11 protein-coding genes are annotated in these 15,762 nt (G+C 64.9%); 6 read left to right on the top strand and 5 right to left on the bottom strand.

Translation table 11 applies throughout. The annotated features are described in order from the left end of the window. Window positions 1–236: 236 nt before the first annotated feature. Window positions 237–3,797 carry an indolepyruvate ferredoxin oxidoreductase family protein gene (locus tag M1D44_RS16170; RefSeq protein ID WP_316853997.1) on the top strand — a complete coding sequence of 1,187 codons (3,561 nt, stop codon included), beginning with the start codon at window positions 237–239 and terminating at the stop codon, window positions 3,795–3,797. A gap of 88 nt (window positions 3,798–3,885) precedes the next feature. On the opposite strand, the gene sbcB is transcribed toward M1D44_RS16170, so the two are convergent. Then, the gene (gene sbcB, locus M1D44_RS16165; RefSeq protein WP_112186695.1) at window positions 3,886–5,325 is read right to left on the bottom strand and encodes an exodeoxyribonuclease I; all 1,440 of its coding nucleotides are present in this window, start codon (window positions 5,323–5,325) and stop codon (window positions 3,886–3,888) included. A 143-nt stretch (window positions 5,326–5,468) separates the two neighbouring features. Here sbcB and adhP point away from each other — a divergent pair, with 143 nt between their 5' ends. Together adhP and M1D44_RS16155 are read left to right on the top strand one after the other, a co-directional pair. Continuing rightward, complete coding sequence (adhP, locus tag M1D44_RS16160; RefSeq protein WP_024977348.1) at window positions 5,469–6,491, top strand: alcohol dehydrogenase AdhP; 1,023 nt, start codon at window positions 5,469–5,471, stop codon at window positions 6,489–6,491. A 59-nt stretch (window positions 6,492–6,550) separates the two neighbouring features. Then, window positions 6,551–7,546, top strand: coding sequence for a 2-hydroxyacid dehydrogenase (locus M1D44_RS16155; RefSeq protein WP_024977347.1), 996 nt, complete (start codon window positions 6,551–6,553; stop codon window positions 7,544–7,546). A gap of 12 nt (window positions 7,547–7,558) precedes the next feature. On the opposite strand, the gene M1D44_RS16150 is transcribed toward M1D44_RS16155, so the two are convergent. Then, window positions 7,559–8,188 carry an HD domain-containing protein gene (locus tag M1D44_RS16150; protein ID WP_316853996.1) on the bottom strand — a complete coding sequence of 210 codons (630 nt, stop codon included), beginning with the start codon at window positions 8,186–8,188 and terminating at the stop codon, window positions 7,559–7,561. Between the two features lie 96 nt (window positions 8,189–8,284). Between M1D44_RS16150 and M1D44_RS16145 the strand changes: the two genes are divergently transcribed. The 3 genes from M1D44_RS16145 to M1D44_RS16135 all read left to right on the top strand — a co-directional run bounded on the left by M1D44_RS16145 (window position 8,285) and on the right by M1D44_RS16135 (window position 11,379). Next, window positions 8,285–9,040 (top strand): Crp/Fnr family transcriptional regulator, encoded by a 756-nt coding sequence (locus tag M1D44_RS16145; RefSeq protein ID WP_316853995.1) that lies wholly within the window; start codon window positions 8,285–8,287, stop codon window positions 9,038–9,040. Between the two features lie 95 nt (window positions 9,041–9,135). After that, window positions 9,136–10,386, top strand: a complete 1,251-nt coding sequence (locus M1D44_RS16140) for an MFS transporter (RefSeq protein ID WP_316853994.1) — start codon at window positions 9,136–9,138, stop codon at window positions 10,384–10,386. Between the two features lie 180 nt (window positions 10,387–10,566). Continuing rightward, window positions 10,567–11,379 carry a ferritin-like domain-containing protein gene (locus M1D44_RS16135; protein WP_024977343.1) on the top strand — a complete coding sequence of 271 codons (813 nt, stop codon included), beginning with the start codon at window positions 10,567–10,569 and terminating at the stop codon, window positions 11,377–11,379. A gap of 80 nt (window positions 11,380–11,459) precedes the next feature. Here the strand turns inward: M1D44_RS16135 and M1D44_RS16130 are convergent, their stop codons facing one another. The 3 genes from M1D44_RS16130 to M1D44_RS16120 form a co-directional block, all read right to left on the bottom strand. Beyond that, the gene (locus M1D44_RS16130; protein ID WP_024977342.1) at window positions 11,460–12,539 is read right to left on the bottom strand and encodes a porin; all 1,080 of its coding nucleotides are present in this window, start codon (window positions 12,537–12,539) and stop codon (window positions 11,460–11,462) included. Window positions 12,540–12,935: 396 nt separating this feature from the next. After that, complete coding sequence (locus tag M1D44_RS16125; protein WP_024977341.1) at window positions 12,936–13,520, bottom strand: response regulator; 585 nt, start codon at window positions 13,518–13,520, stop codon at window positions 12,936–12,938. A 140-nt stretch (window positions 13,521–13,660) separates the two neighbouring features. Beyond that, a complete protein-coding gene (locus M1D44_RS16120; protein ID WP_316853993.1) occupies window positions 13,661–15,658 on the bottom strand; it encodes a methyl-accepting chemotaxis protein in 1,998 nt (665 codons plus the stop codon). Between the last annotated feature and the right edge of the window lie 104 nt (window positions 15,659–15,762).

Raw genomic sequence — 15,762 nt, 5'->3', positions numbered from 1 at the left:
CATGCACCGCACAACCGGTGCAACCCCGTCGTCCAGCGCTGTGCATGCGTGCACCGGACACCACAACCAAGGGAAAACCCACCCCCATTCTTGCTGCGTTGCACGGTGTTCGGAATGTCACGCGATGCTACGATGCCTCGACCCACGGCTGCATGCCAGTTTCCACAAGAAGCGGCGCAGGCAGCACCAAAAGAGACCTGCTGTCGGTGATCCCGACACACCCACACGGAGCACGCATGAATGCCCCTCTGAACGACGCGCTACGCCGCGCGCTCGAAACTGTTTCCCTGGACGACAAATACACGCTTGAGCGTGGCCGCATCTACATCAGCGGCACGCAGGCTCTGGTGCGTCTGCCGATGCTGCAGCAGGAGCGCGACCGCGCCGCTGGGCTGAACACGGCAGGCTTCATCTCCGGCTACCGCGGCTCGCCGCTGGGCGCGCTGGACCAAGCCCTGTGGAAAGCCAAAAAGCATCTGGCGGGGCACAACATCGTCTTCCAGGCGGGGCTCAACGAAGACCTGGCCGCCACGGCGGTCTGGGGCTCGCAGCAGGTCAATCTGTATCCGAACGCCAAGTTCAGCGGCGTGTTCGGCATGTGGTACGGCAAGGGGCCGGGCGTGGACCGCACGATCGACGTGTTCAAGCACGCCAACTCGGCGGGCTCGTCCGCGCATGGCGGCGTGCTGGTGCTGGCGGGCGATGACCACGCAGCCAAGTCGTCTACGCTGGCGCACCAGTCCGAGCACGTCTTCAAGGCAGCCGGCATTCCGGTGCTGTATCCGTCCAACGTGCAGGAATACCTCGACTACGGCCTGCACGGCTGGGCGATGAGCCGCTACTCCGGCCTGTGGGTGTCGATGAAGTGCGTGACGGACGTGGTGGAATCGTCTGCGTCGGTAGATGTCGACCCGCATCGCGCGCAGATCATCCTGCCCGAAGATTTCGTCATGCCGCAGGGCGGCCTGAACATCCGCTGGCCCGATCCGCCGCTGGTGCAGGAAGCCCGCCTCCTTGACTACAAGTGGTACGCCGGCCTGTCGTACGTGCGTGCCAACAAGCTCGACCGCGTGGTGCTCGATTCGCCGCAGGCACGCTTCGGGATCATGACCGCCGGCAAGGCGTATCTGGACGTGCGTCAGGCGCTGGTCGACCTCGGCCTCGACGAGGAAACCTGTCGCCGCATCGGCATCCGCCTGTACAAGGTCGGCTGCGTGTGGCCGCTGGAAGCGCACGGCGCGCGTGCCTTTGCCGAAGGGCTGCAAGAGATCCTGGTGGTGGAAGAGAAGCGCCAGATCCTGGAGTACCAGCTCAAGGAAGAGCTGTACAACTATCGCGACGACGTGCGCCCGCGCGTGTACGGCAAGTTTGACGAGCGCGACAACGCCGGCGGCGAATGGTCCGTGCCGATGGCCAACTGGCTGCTGCCGGCGCATTACGAGCTGTCGCCTGCGCTGATCGCCCGCGCCATCGCCACGCGTCTGGAAAAGTTCGAGCTGCCGTCGGACGTGCGCGCACGCATTGCCTCGCGCATCGCCATCATCGACGCCAAAGAGAAGGCGCTCGCCAAACCGCGCATCACTGCAGAGCGCAAGCCGTGGTTCTGCTCGGGCTGCCCGCACAACACGTCGACCAACGTGCCGGAAGGCTCGCGCGCGCTGGCCGGCATCGGCTGCCACTACATGACCGTGTGGATGGACCGCCGCACCGACACCTTCAGCCAGATGGGCGGCGAAGGCGTGGCGTGGATCGGCCAGATGCCGTTCTCGGGCGACAAGCACGTGTTCGCCAACCTGGGCGACGGCACGTATTACCACTCGGGCCTGCTGGCGATCCGCGCGTCGATTGCGGCCGAGGTGAACATCACCTACAAGATCCTCTACAACGACGCCGTGGCCATGACCGGCGGCCAGCCGGTCGACGGGCCGCTGTCGGTGCCGCAGATCGCCGCGCAGGTGCATGCGGAAGGCACGTCGCGCATCGTCATCGTCACGGACGAGCCCGAGAAGTACAACGCTGCCATCAAACTGCCCGAAGGCGTGACGGTGCACCACCGCGACCGGCTCGACGCAATTCAGCGCGAGCTGCGCGAGGTGCAAGGCACCAGCGTGCTGATCTACGACCAGACCTGCGCGACGGAAAAGCGCCGCCGCCGCAAGCGCGGCACGATGGTCGATCCGGCACGCCGCGCGTTCATCAACGATGCGGTGTGCGAAGGCTGCGGCGATTGCTCGGTCAAGTCGAACTGCCTGTCGGTCGAACCGCTGGACACGGAGCTGGGCACCAAGCGCAAGATCAACCAGTCGTCGTGCAACAAGGATTTCTCGTGCGTGAACGGCTTCTGCCCGAGCTTCGTGACGGCCGAGGGCGCGCAGGTGCGCAAGCCCGAATCGCACGGCGTGTCGATGGAAGGTCTGCCGCTGCTGCCGCATCCTGAGCTGCCGGCCATCCAGCGCGCGTACGGCGTGCTCGTCACCGGCGTGGGCGGCACGGGCGTGGTGACCATCGGGGGCCTGCTCGGCATGGCTGCGCACATTGAGGGCAAGGGCGTGACCGTGCTCGACATGGCGGGCCTGGCGCAGAAAGGCGGCGCCGTGCTCTCGCACGTGCAGATCGGCGAGCGTCCGGATTCGATTCACGCCACGCGCATCGCCATGGGCGAGGCGGACCTGGTGATCGGCTGCGACGCGATTGTCTCGGCGTCGGACGAAGTGCTGTCGAAGGTGCAGCATGGCCAGACGCGCGCCATCGTCAACAGCACGGCTTCGCCCACGGCCGATTTCATCAAGAACCCGAACTGGCGCTTCCCGGGCAGCTCGGCCGAGGCGGACATCCGTGCGGCCATCGGCGATGCCTGCGCATTTGAAGACGCCAACACGCTGGCCGTGCGCCTGCTGGGCGATGCCATCTACACCAACCCGCTCGTGCTGGGCTTTGCGTGGCAGAAAGGCTGGCTTCCGCTGACGCACGACGCGCTCATCCGCGCGATCGAACTCAACGGCGTGGCCGTCGAGAAGAACAAGACCGCGTTCGAATGGGGCCGCCACCTCGCACAAGACCGCGATGCGGTGCTCAAGCTCGCCGACGATGCGCCGCGTGCCAAAGCCGACGTCATCGCCCTGCCCTCGCTGGACACGCTGATCGCCCGCCGTGTTGATCTGCTGACCGCGTACCAGAACGCAGCGTATGCCGCTGAGTTCCGCGCGGTGGTGGAACGCGTACGTGCAGCCGAAGCTGCCGTGGTGGGCGCAGGCCAGCCGCTGGCGTTCACGGAAGCGGTGGCGCGCAACCTGTCGAAGCTGATGGCGTACAAGGACGAATACGAAGTCGCCCGCCTGTACACCGACCCGGCATTCCTCGACAAGCTGCGTGCGCAATTCGAGGGCGAGCCCGGCCGCGACTACCAGCTCAACTTCTGGCTTGCGCCGCCGATGATTGCCAAGCGTGACGAGAAGGGGCACCTGGTCAAGCAGCGCTTCGGTCCGAACACGATGCGCATCTTCAAGCTGCTCGCCAAGTTCAAGGGCCTGCGCGGCACGGCGTTCGATATTTTCGGCAAGACCGAAGAGCGCCGCACCGAGCGCGCGCTGATCGGCGAATACCGCGCGCTGGTCGATGAACTCGCGCGCGGGCTGACGGCGCAAAAGCTCGGGCAGGCCGTGGAACTGGCCCGCTTGCCGGAGGACATCCGCGGCTTCGGCCATGTGAAGGAGGCCAACCTGGCGGCGGCGCGCATCCGCTGGAACAAGCTGCTGGCCCAGTGGCGCGATCCGGCGGCGGCACAGCAGGCAGCCTGATCCGCGCCGCTTTAGGTATCACCATGAAAAAACGGAGGCTTCGGCCTCCGTTTTTCTTTGCGCGCGTCCGCTTCGTCAGCCCGGCTCCTCAGCCCGGTGCGATCTGCTGCGCGTAGTCGTACAGGTCCTGCAGGATGGTCTGCGCACGCGCGTCGCCGTTCTCCGTGGCTTCCGCGCCCAATTGTTGAAGCCGTTCGCCGAAGACCTCGAAGGTCAGATAGCCATCGCGGCCTTCGAACAAGCGCTCGGCGCGCAGTTGCTCCCACTGCTCGTATTCCTCTTCGTTCAACGTATCGGGGAAGTTGCGTGCGCGGTAGCGGAACAGCAACTCGGGCAGGCGTGCATCGGCAAAGTCCGCATGCAGGCGCGCGAGTTGTTCGCCGCTGAGCGTGCGCAGCTCGTTGAGCATGCGGCGGTCGTCGTTACCGACAAATCCGCCGTAGAGGTTCTGGTCGACGTCTTCGATCGGCTCCAGCTCGCGGGCGTACACCTGGCGCCACGTGTCGCGCATGTCCGGCGCCCCCTGCGCGATGGCGGCGTGGCGTTCAATGGTGGCGAAGTCGATGCCCCAGCGTTCTGCCTGCGCGGGCTGCAACGTCTTCATGTTGCTGATGACGATGGGCGACTTGTTGATGTGGATCGACTTGATCGGCAGGCGTGTGGTGCCTTCGGCCAAGTCAGCCGTACGCGTGAACATGCGCTCGCGGATCGTCGCAACGTCCATGTGGAACAGCTCGGACGGGTCGAACGCCAAATCCCACACGATCAATTCGTTCTTGTTGGTCGGGTGCCCGCCCAGCGGCCACACCACGGCCATGCAGCCGCGCTCCACGCCGTACATGCCCGAAATGTGCAGCAGCGGCCGCGGCGCATCGCCGATCTCGGCCACCACGCGGTCTTTCTTGCGCAACGCCAGGCAAAAATCGAACAGGCGCGGCTGTGCGTTGCGAATGAGGCGCGCCAGCGCAATCGTCGCGCGCACATCGGATACCGCATCGTGCGCCGCATCGTGCACCAGACCGTTGGCCTTGGACAAATGCTCCAGCTTGAAGCTCGGCCTGCCGTCTTCATGCGTCGGCCATTGAATGCCTTCTGGGCGCAGTGCCCAGGTGGTGCGCACCACGTCGAGCAGATCCCAGCGCCCGCATTCGTTCTGCCACTCGCGTGCGTATGGGTCGATCAGGTTACGCCAGAACAGGTGCCGCGTAACCTCGTCGTCAAAGCGGATGGTGTTGTAGCCGACGCCGATGGTGCCGGGCGTGCCCAGTTCGCGCTCGATGGCCTGAGCGAAACGGTATTCCGGAACGCCTTGCCGGGCGCACTGCTGCGGCGTGATGCCGGTGATGAGGCACGACACCGGATCGGGCAGCCAATCGTTGGACGGCTGGCAGAACAGCTCGACAGGCTCACCGATCTCGTTCAGCTCGGCATCGGTGCGGATGCCCGCAAACTGGGCCGGACGATCACGGCGCGGCACGGCGCCGAAGGTTTCGTAGTCGTGCCAGAGGAAGGTAGGAGTGACGGGCAAGGCAGCGGCTCGTTGGAAAGACTGAAGATGCCGGCATGCTAACAGTGTTGCCGATCCCGCTCGCCTTGACGGTTGACTCACATCAACCCGCACCGGGCAGGCGTCGACCAGACTGGTATCTCCCCCCAACCAGGAGATGTCTCATGGCCCAGTCGATGAAAGCTGCGGTTGTCCACGCGTTTGGCGAACCCTTGCGCATTGAGGAAGTGCCGGTTCCCACACCTGGGCGCGGGCAAATTCTTGTGAAGATCGCGGCCTCGGGCGTCTGCCACACCGACCTGCACGCCGCCGATGGCGACTGGCCCGTCAAACCCAGCTTGCCATTCATCCCCGGGCACGAAGGGGTGGGTTATGTGGCGGCGGTGGGCGAAGGCGTGACCGCCGTCAAAGAAGGCGACCGCGTGGGTGTGCCCTGGCTCTACACCGCCTGTGGCCACTGCGAGCACTGCCTGAGCGGCTGGGAAACCCTTTGCCACGAGCAGCAGAACACAGGCTACTCCGTCAACGGCGGCTATGCCGAATACGTACTGGCCGATCCGAACTACGTCGGCCACCTGCCCGCGCAGGTCAGCTTCGAAGAGATCGCACCGATCCTCTGCGCGGGGGTGACGGTCTACAAGGGCATCCGCATGACGGATACGCGGCCCGGACAGTGGATCGCCATTTCCGGCATTGGCGGGCTGGGACACGTGGCGGTGCAGTATGCGATCGCCATGGGCCTGCACGTGGTGGCGGTAGACGTGGCGCCGGACAAGCTCGCGCTGGCACGCGAGTTGGGGGCCAAGCTCGTCGTCGATGCCTCGCAGCAGGACCCCGCGGCCGTGATTCAGAAAGAGATCGGCGGTGTGCACGGCGTGCTCGTGACGGCGGTGTCGCGCAGTGCCTTTGCACAAGCGCTGGGCATGGTGCGGCGCGGCGGGACGATCTCGCTCAATGGGCTGCCGCCGGGCGATTTTCCGTTGCCGATCTTCTCCACGGTGCTCAATGGCATCACGGTGCGCGGTTCGATTGTCGGCACGCGGCGTGATCTGCAAGAGTCCCTGGAGTTTGCCGCCGAGGGGCTGGTACGCGCCCACATTCACCGCGACAAGCTCGACAACATCAACCAGGTGTTCGCCGATCTGAAGGCCGGCAAGGTGGATGGCCGCATCGTCCTGACGCTCTGAGTGCCGCCACCGGGCGGTGCGAGTAAGCTGCAGGCATCACGTCCGCTTACCCCACCGCCATGCGCATCCTCTTTTTCAGCAGCCACCGTTACGACGAAGACAGCTTCCGCGCCTCCCTGGCGCGCGGCGGCCACAGCTTCGACCTCGTTTTCCAGCGCGCGCACCTTGACGCGCAAACGGCGTCCCTCGCAGCGGGCTTTGAAGTGGTGTGCCCATTCGTGAACGACGCGCTCAACGCGGAAGTGCTCGAAGCGTTGGCAGCGGGCGGCACGCGCCTGATCGCGCTGCGCTCGGCAGGCTTCAACCACGTCGATCTGCCGGCCGCGCAGCGCCTCGGGCTGACGGTGGTACGCGTGCCGGCCTATTCGCCGCACGCGGTGGCCGAACATGCGGTTGGCATGATCCTAACGCTCAACCGGCGCCTGCACCGTGCCTGCAATCGCACGCGCGAAGGCGATTTCTCATTGGATGGATTGCTGGGCTTCGACCTGGCGGGCAAGACCGTCGGCGTGATCGGCACCGGACAGATCGGGCAGGTGTTCGCGCGGATCATGGCGGGCTTCGGCTGCCAGTTGCTGGCATTCGATCCGTTTCCGCAGGCCTCGCTGACGGCGCTGGGCGTGCGCTACGTGCCGCTGCCTGATTTGCTGGCGCAGGCGGATATCGTCAGCCTGCACTGTCCCCTCAACACCGGCACCCACCACCTGATCGACGCCAACGCTCTGGCCAGCATGAAGCCGGGCGCGATGCTCATCAACACCAGCCGCGGCGGCCTGGTCGACAGCCCCGCGCTGATCGACGCCCTCAAGACCGGCCAGCTCGGCCACCTCGGGCTGGACGTGTACGAGGAAGAGGCGGATCTGTTCTTCGAAGACCGCTCCGCCGATGTGCTGCAGGATGACGTGCTGGCGCGGCTGCTGAGCTTTCCCAACGTCATCGTGACCGCACATCAGGCGTTCTTCACGCGCGAGGCGCTGGCGGGCATTGCCGACACCACGCTCGCCAACGTGGCGGCCTGGGTGGCTGGCGCACCCGTCAATGTGGTGAAGGCCTAGACCCGCAGCAAATCAAACTGCCTCGGCTTTCGGCTGGGACAGCTCGCTCTCGCCGTCCTTTACGTAGATGGAGTTGCGTGGCTTGGCCAGCACGCGTCGCACCATCGGCTCGAAGAACGACAGCGGCAGGTTGTCGTAATCGGCCATGAAGGCGGCGGCGTCGTATTTGGCGCAGAACTCGGCCGTGCGCTCGAACAGCTCGGGCTGGCTGCGGTACTGCTCGCGCAGGTTGCGGTCGAGCCCCAGATGGTGGAAGAAGTAGTAGCCCTGGAAGATGCCGTGCTTCTCGACCATCCACAGGTTTTCCGGGCTCACGAACGGCTTGAGGATGGCCGCGGCGATGTCCGGGTGGTTGAAGCTGCCCAGCGTGTCGCCAATGTCGTGCAGCAGCGCGCAGACCACGTATTCCTCGTCGCGACCGTCGCGGTGGGCGAGCGTGGCGGTTTGCAGGGAGTGCGCGAGACGATCGATCGGGAAGCCGCCGCAATCGCCGTCGAGCAGCTTCAGGTGGGCGAGCACGCGGTCGGGCAGTGCGCGGGCATAGGGCATGAACTCGGCCGAGATGGCGGCCCAGTCCTCGCGGGTGCCGTGCTCCATGTGGGAAAACGTTGCGCGCGGGGCGGTGTGCTGCGGATCGGTCATCGGGGGTGTCTCCTTCGTCGCCGGAATGGTCGCGTCGGTGCCGCGTCGTATTGAATGGCTGCGCGGCTGATGGGGCATTCTCTGCCCGGCGCTTGCATGCAGACTGTCAAGCGTTTGACAATGATCGGACTGCCTTCGCCGCATCCTGCCGCCATGCCCGCAGACACCTCCCATACCGCCCCGGCTCCTACACCCTCGCAGCTCGCGCAGGGTTGGCTGCGCGACGCCCCCGCCGACCTGCTGGCCGAGATCGCACCCACCGCGCGCCTGGTCACCTACCCTGACGGCGAATGCATCCACCCGCACGGCGGCCCGGCGCAGGGCATGTTCCTGATCGTGCGCGGCCGCGTGCGCATCAGTCGGACGACTGACGGCGGCAGCGAACTCGTCTACGGCGTGCTGCGCGCGGGCGAGTGGTTTGGCGAGATCGCGCTCATCGACGGCGGCGGCCGCACGCACAGCGCCCACGCGCAGGGGCCCACCACGCTCGTCCTGCTTGGCAGCGCGGCGTTTGCGCGCGCGGTGTCTGCCTACCCGGCCGGCATGTGGGCGCTGATGCAGCAGCTCTGCCAGCGCATCCGCCTGATCTTTGACGAGTTCGAGCACGCCAGCGAAATGCCCGCCGATGCACGCCTCGCCCAACGCCTGCTGCAGCTTGCCCGCGCCGGCGATGGTCGCACCGTGGCCGCCAGCAATGAAGAGCTGGGCCGCATGCTGGCACGCTCGCGGCAGACGATTTCCAAGTACCTGCAGGCATGGCAGCGCGCCGGCTGGGTCCGTTGCCATTACCGGACGGTCGAGGTCGTCGACACGGCAGCTTTGCGGAGGCTGATCGACGGCCACGCTTCCTGAGCGCGCCCTGCGCAGGGGGCACGCACGCCGCAACCTCCGCCGATAGAATGGATTGTTGCCGCGCAGATCTGCTTGCCCTCATCACACCCTCCTCCATGCACCCCATGTTCTCGCCCGGCTCGCCCGAGGGCCGGCGCCTTGTGTTGCTGCTCGGCCTCGCGCAGATGGTCTCTTGGGGCACGCTGTACTTCAGCTTCACCGTGTTTCTGGCGCCGATGCACGACACGCTCGGTTGGGCCCGGCCGTTTCTGGCGGGCGGGTTTTCACTCGGGCTGCTGGTGTGGGCGCTGTGCTCGTTCTGGGTTGGGCGCGCGCTGGACCGCTGGCCTGCGCGCCGTGTGATGGGCGCAGGCACCGTGCTGGCGGCGAGCGGCCTGCTGGCTTGGTCCTTCGTCTCGAACGAGACGGCCTTCCTCCTGCTCTGGCTGCCGATGGGCCTGGCGATGGCCACCACGCTCTACGACCCAGCCTTCGTCGTGCTTCGCCAGGCGTTTGGCGACGCGTATCAGCGCCCGATCATCGGCCTCACACTGATTGCAGGGTTCTCCAGCACGCTGTGCATTCCGCTCGCGCAATGGGGCGTGGAACACCTCGGCTGGCGGCACACGCTGCAGCTTTTTGCGTTGGCCCATGTGCTGATCTGCCTGCCGATCCATGTGCGCCTGCGCGTGCGGCCCCCCGTGCACGCGCCTGCCGAGGCGCTCGACCCGACGGCACCGGTGCATGCCTCGGCATGGCGCATGGTGTTGCGCTTGCCGGTGTTCTGGGCGGTGGTGCTGGCCTTCATAGCGACCAGCCTGATCGCCACCGTGCTCGGGGCGCACCTGATTCCGCTGCTGACGGAGAAAGGCGTGCCGACCAGCCGCCAGTTGCTGATCGCGGCGCTCATCGGCCCCGCCCAAGTGCTCGGGCGGCTGGCCATGATGCGGTCGCGCCCGGCGCATCCGGTGCGCATTGCACCGTGGACGTACGGCGCCATGGCCGCAGCGCTCGTCTTGCTGGCGCTGTCCAGCGGGCCGCTGCTGATCGTGTTTGCGCTCGTCTACGGCGCAGCCAACGGCATCAACACGATGGTCCGCGCGATTGCGATGCCGGAGCTGGTTTCGCGCAACCAGTACGCCACGCTCAATGGCCTGATGATGACGCCCGTGCTGCTGGCGCAGGCCAGCGCCCCATGGCTGGGCGCACTGCTCTGGCGGGCCAGCGGCGGCTATGCAGCAGTCGAATGGGCGATGGTTGGGGCGGCCCTCGTCGCACTCGCGGCCTTCGCCTATGGCTTGCGGCACGCGCAAAAACGCCACGTACCTACCGCTGCGTCGCGCACCGAGGTGACGCAATCGCCATGACGCATTCACCACTTTCTACGCAGAAGATTGCTTTTAGGAACCTTTGCAAGCGCACATCTGTCTTGAAACATGGGACGTGATGTTTCATTCTCATAGCAAGGGCGGCCCGCTTTTTGCGAGACTGCCGACGGAGGAAGCGCCTTGTCACAGGTTCATCTGGAAACATCTGAGAGCGAGCGCATGCCGTGGTCGGTCCAGGAGATCGCTTACGACAGCATCGACGTCGCACGTGTGCGCGAAAACGGCACGCTGTTCTACCTCGTTGCCAGTGCGTCGTTTGTGGAGAGCGGCTCCGACCTCTATGCCGGCAACCTCGCTCAGTACTACGCCGATCGCCCCGAAACCGCGCACTGGCTGATCCACCATTGGGAACGCGAAGAACTTCAGCACGGCCGTGCATTGCGCCGCTACGTTGAAACCGTCTGGCCCGAGTTCGACTGGGAGCGCGGCTACGCCCGCTTCTTCGAGGAATACTCGGTCACCTGTTCGGTCGACCAGTTCGAGCCCACGCAGGCGTTGGAAATGGTCGCGCGCTGCGTCGTCGAAATGGGCACTGCCACTTTCTATCGGGCCATCGCCCAAGCTGCGGCTGAAGCCGATGAACCGGTGCTGCGTGACCTCGCCAGCCGCATCTCGGCCGATGAAGTCCGACATTACAAACACTTCCTGCGTTTCTTCAACGAGTGCAACGCTGGCGAGGGCGTGGGCCGCGCGCGCGTGCTCAAGGCGCTCGCCTCACGCCTGCGTGAAATCAAGAATGAAGATTCGATGATCGCCCTGCGCAATGTGCTGCGCATCGAGCGCGGGCAGGAGGACGTGCCCGAAGCCGATGTCCGCGCGCTGAACTCGCGCGTCAGCGCGCTGGTGCGCTCTTATCTACCGCTCGATATGGCGGCCAAGATGCTGCTCAAGCCCTTGCGCCTGCGCCCGGGGTTCGAGCGCTCGATTCGGCCGCCCCTGGTGGCCGTGGTGCGGCGGGTGATCCTGCACTAGAACGCGGCGCACGAAAAAGGCGCCAACAAAAAACCCGGGTTGAAGCCCGGGTTTTCTATATCTAGCCGACAGAATGCCGATTAGAACTTGTGGCGGATACCGACCATGGCACCCATTTGGTTGTTGCTGCTGCCGTCCGCGCTGGTGAACACGTCGCCGAGGCCAGCGACACCGAGCGGCAAAGCTGCGTTGCTGCTGTTCTTGGCGTAAGCCACGTTCAGATAGGCGTCGGTGCGCTTGGACAGCGCATAGTCGCCGCTCAGGACAAACAGCCAGGGATTGCCGGCACCGGTGGTCTTGAAGTTCTGGTAGTAGGCCGTACCGGTCAACGCCAGAGCCGGCGTCACTTGGTAGCCGGCGCCCAGCCAGTACAGGTTCGAACGCAGTAAGGATTCGGATGCCAGCGGATGGGTCGCATTGAGCCAGCGATAACCCGCGTAGAGCTTGGCCGGGCCATAAACGTACGTGCCGCCGATGGTGGCGCGTTGTACCTTGAGGTCGGAAGCAATGCCGTAGGCCGCGGGCACGTCCGTATTCCCATTCATTTGGTCATACACGGCACCCACGGAGAACGGGCCGTTCGCGTAGTTCAGTCCAACGCTCCACTCGCGGCCCAGCTTGCTCGCGCCGGCAATCTCCTGGCCATCGTTGCGCGTCGAGTACAGCGCCGAAGCGGTCAGGCCGCCGAACGTACCCATGTATTTCACCGCGTTGTCTGCGCGCCCCGCCATGGCAGCGTCCTGCGAAGCCAGCGAATAGCGCGAAACCGCCATCGGGTCGTATTGCAGCGCGAAGTCGTACAGCAGGTTCTGCTGGCGGCCCAGGGTCAGTCGGCCCCACTGGCCTTCCAGCCCGACGTAGGCGTTACGGCCGAACAGGCGATCGCCCTGGCCCATCTTCCCGTCGTCAATATTGAAACCGCTTTCCAGGTTGAAGATACCTTTCAGGCCGCCGCCCAGGTCTTCCGTGCCGCGCAGGCCCCAGCGCGAACCGGACATACCGCCCGACTGCACGGCACCACGAGAGCCGCCGTTACCCGGCGCCTTGTTCACCCACTCAACGCCGGCGTCGACCACGCCGTACATCGTCACGCTCGATTGAGCGAAGGCACCAGCCGAAACCAGGGCGGCAGCAGCGGCCGCAAACAGCTTGATCTTCATATCGTCTTCCTTGAAAAACACCATCGCGGGGATTTGCGATCGGCGGCCATTATGTATGCTCAATTCTCATATTCAGCAATTTCAAAAACGGCCTGTGGTAAATATGAAACCTAAGCGCCAATAGCGAAATTCTTCATATCAATCAACGTCTTGCAATCCCACGTAGATAGCCGTAAGTGGGGTCCACAAGAAGATAAGCCAATGCCTTACGAGACGTAATCCATTGGACGCACAAAGTCATCCAATCGATGATAAAAATTAAATTATTCGAGCGCACCGCTTTTCGATTATGATTCGGCCCGAAGCTTGAATGACAGTTTCACAGCTTCACATCGACTTTAAGAGGCCGCCTTAAACAGCGGTCTCTTTTTTTTGCCGGTGAACTGCACTGATCCGTCAGCCGGGGAGCCCGATCTTCCTGGAGATGCGGTGCTTGAAGGTGGACACCGTCTTGGGCGAAATCCCTAGGCGCCTTGCGATCTCGATGTTGCGATGGCCTTCGGCCAGCAGTTGGTTCACGCGCATTTCGCGCTGGGTGAGCGTGGCGACGCCGGCGCCATCTGACGGCCCCATCGCGGAAGCGGGAAATGAGAGGTAACCGCGTGCCGCCAGCAGCAGCGCCGCTGTCAACGCGGATGTTGCTTCCGATTTCGGCACGTAGGCGTTGGCGCCGGCCAGGAAGGCGAGCCGCGCCTCGTTGCCGGTGGTCTGGGCAGACGTGACCACCAAGCCGATATCGTGGCGTTGCGCTCGCACGCGGCGCACGAGTTCAAGACCGTCCAGGCTGGGCAGATTGATGTCGACGATAGCCAGCTTCGGGCGCGCCGAACGTATCAACTGCAGCCCGCGCGCGCCATCGGCTGCCGTCGCAACAAGCTGCAATTGCGGCGACCCGGCGAGCAGCGCCTGGATGGATTCGAGAACGATCGGGTGGTCGTCAATCGCGACGACGGAATGAAAGGCTTGATCTGCGGGGGACATGGTGGGTGGTACCTGAGCGGGTTCCATGCTGCGAGTCCCCTGTGCGGGTCAGGTTCCGCGCGGTACAGGTTTGCACGATTGCCCGTCAAACCTTGTACCGATTGCAACGCCACGTCCTCAATTCATGACATCTTGCCGGCTCAGGCAAGCCGGAACACATCCACAGCGCCGCGCAGTTCCTGGGCCTGTTGGCGCAGGCTTTCGGCGGCAGCGGCCGCTTCTTCGACCAGCGCAGCGTTCTGCTGGGTCACCTCGTCCATCGACGTGACCGCATGGTTGACCTCTTCGATCCCTTGCGACTGCTCGCGCGAAGCGTGGCTGATCTCGCCCATCAGACCGGCGATGCGCTCCACGCGCGTCACGATGTCCTGCATGGCATCACCAGCGCCGCGTGCGGCCTCGTTGCCGGCCTGCACTTCTTCCACCGAGCGATTGATCAATTCCTTGATCTCCTTGGCGGCGGCTGCGCTGCGTTGGGCGAGGCTGCGCACCTCGCCGGCCACGACGGCAAAGCCGCGGCCCTGTTCGCCTGCGCGGGCGGCTTCCACGGCGGCGTTCAGCGCCAGGATGTTGGTCTGGAACGCGATGCCGTCGATGATGCCGGTGATGTCGGCAATCTTCTGCGCCGTGGCATGGATGCCAGACATGGTGCCGACCAGCCGCTCGACCGTCTGCCCACCAGCGTTGGCCGCCTCGCTGGCGGACTGCACCATGTCATGCGCGTGGTGGGCGCTCTCGGCGTTCTGGCGCACGGTGGCGGCCAGTTGTTCGATGCTCGATGCGGTGCGTTCCAGATTGCCGGCCTGCGCTTCGGTTCGGGCAGAAAGATCCGCATTGCCGGCCGCGATCTGGCCAGTGCTCGATGCGATGGTGGAGGCGCTGGCGCGCACCTTGTCGACGATGCCTGAAAGGCCGTCGCCCACGCCATTGACAGCGCGCATCACCTGGCCGATTTCGTCGCGGCGGGTGGTGGGCAGGCGGTGCGTGAGATCGCCCGCAGCCACACGCTGGGCGACGTTCACCACCTCGGCCAGCGGCGTGCTCACAGTACGGCGCAGCATCCAGTACAGCCCGCCGGCCAGCAGCGCACCGAGTGCCAGGCCCAGCAGCAGGAAGCGATTGCGGGCGGCCACCAGATCGGCGTCGAGTTCATCTACGTAAGCCGTGCCGGCAATCACCAGTTGCCAATCCGGGTACTGCGTGAAGACGGTCAGGCGCTCACGCGCGGTGCCACCTTCCGTGTCGGCCAGCGTATGACGCAGCGTGCCGTCCTTGCGCGCAATCATCTCGCGTACCCAGGCTTGGCCGGCGGCGTCCTTGGCGTCGAGCAGGTTCTTGCCTTCGCGGTCTTGCGTGTGGTCGATCAGCACCTTGCCCTGATCGGCGCCGGGCTTGCCGTCGATGACGAAATAGCCGCCCGTCTTGCCGATGCCGTGCGAGCGGATCTTGTCCTTGAGCAGCGCCAGTTCCGAGCGCACGTCCACACCCACATACAGCGCGCCGATCACCTTGCCCGACGCATCGCGTACGGGTTCGTACTTGCTCATGTACGGCACGCCAAACAGCCAGGCCAGGCCGCGGAACGGCTCGCCGGCCATCAACGCCTTGTAGCTCGGGTGGGCGCGATCGAGAAGCGTGCCGATCGCGCGTTCGCCGTTTTCCTTCTTGAGCGAGGTGGTCACGCGCACGAAGTCGTCACCGGTGCGGGCGAACACGGTGGCGATGGTGCCGCCGGTGCGCGCGAAGAATTTGTCCGGCACGGTGAAGTTGAGGTTCAGAACCGTTTCACCGTTCGGGCCGCTCTTGAAGGTGGGCGTCGGCTTGCCCGCCACTTGCACGGTCTGCGCCGGGTCGATGCTGTAGGGGCCTGGCGCGGCGTCGGCAAAGGCGGTCAGGAAGCGGTCGGCCTCGGTGCGCATGGTGCCGTCGAACAGGCCGATCATGTCGCGCATGGCGGCCTCCTGGTTGTGCATGGCCGATTGGGTATTGGCTTCCAGCATACGCAGACTCGATTGCGAGTTTGCCAGCGCAAACATGCCGAACACCGCAACCAGGGCGATCAGGCCAATCACGGCCAGCCGGGTACCGAGGCTGGTTGGGGGCTGTGAAACTTCAGAAAGGGGCGCAGACGCTCTCATGCTTTTTTTTCCTGGGGGTCGTCAGTCGGGTTAACAACGGATCAACCGGGAAAAGCTTGAGCGCAAACGTTTTACAGGCGGCTATGTCCGACAAAGCAGACTTG

Source organism: Ralstonia sp. SA306, assembly GCF_054792405.1.
The sequence above is the reverse complement of the archived record's forward strand: the minus strand, read 5'-3'. Positions and strand labels throughout refer to the sequence as shown.

What these genes read in the sequence shown, in the direction of transcription:
- M1D44_RS16170 (WP_316853997.1), top strand. Translation starts at nt 237, where the DNA reads ATGAATGCCCCTCTGAACGACGCGCTACGCCGCGCGCTCGAAACTGTT.
- adhP (WP_024977348.1), top strand. Translation starts at nt 5,469, where the DNA reads ATGGCCCAGTCGATGAAAGCTGCGGTTGTCCACGCGTTTGGCGAACCC.
- M1D44_RS16155 (WP_024977347.1), top strand. Translation starts at nt 6,551, where the DNA reads ATGCGCATCCTCTTTTTCAGCAGCCACCGTTACGACGAAGACAGCTTC.
- M1D44_RS16150 (WP_316853996.1), bottom strand. Translation starts at nt 8,188, where the DNA reads ATGACCGATCCGCAGCACACCGCCCCGCGCGCAACGTTTTCCCACATG.
- M1D44_RS16145 (WP_316853995.1), top strand. Translation starts at nt 8,285, where the DNA reads ATGCAGACTGTCAAGCGTTTGACAATGATCGGACTGCCTTCGCCGCAT.
- M1D44_RS16140 (WP_316853994.1), top strand. Translation starts at nt 9,136, where the DNA reads ATGCACCCCATGTTCTCGCCCGGCTCGCCCGAGGGCCGGCGCCTTGTG.
- M1D44_RS16135 (WP_024977343.1), top strand. Translation starts at nt 10,567, where the DNA reads ATGCCGTGGTCGGTCCAGGAGATCGCTTACGACAGCATCGACGTCGCA.
- M1D44_RS16130 (WP_024977342.1), bottom strand. Translation starts at nt 12,539, where the DNA reads ATGAAGATCAAGCTGTTTGCGGCCGCTGCTGCCGCCCTGGTTTCGGCT.
- M1D44_RS16125 (WP_024977341.1), bottom strand. Translation starts at nt 13,520, where the DNA reads ATGTCCCCCGCAGATCAAGCCTTTCATTCCGTCGTCGCGATTGACGAC.
- M1D44_RS16120 (WP_316853993.1), bottom strand. Translation starts at nt 15,658, where the DNA reads ATGAGAGCGTCTGCGCCCCTTTCTGAAGTTTCACAGCCCCCAACCAGC.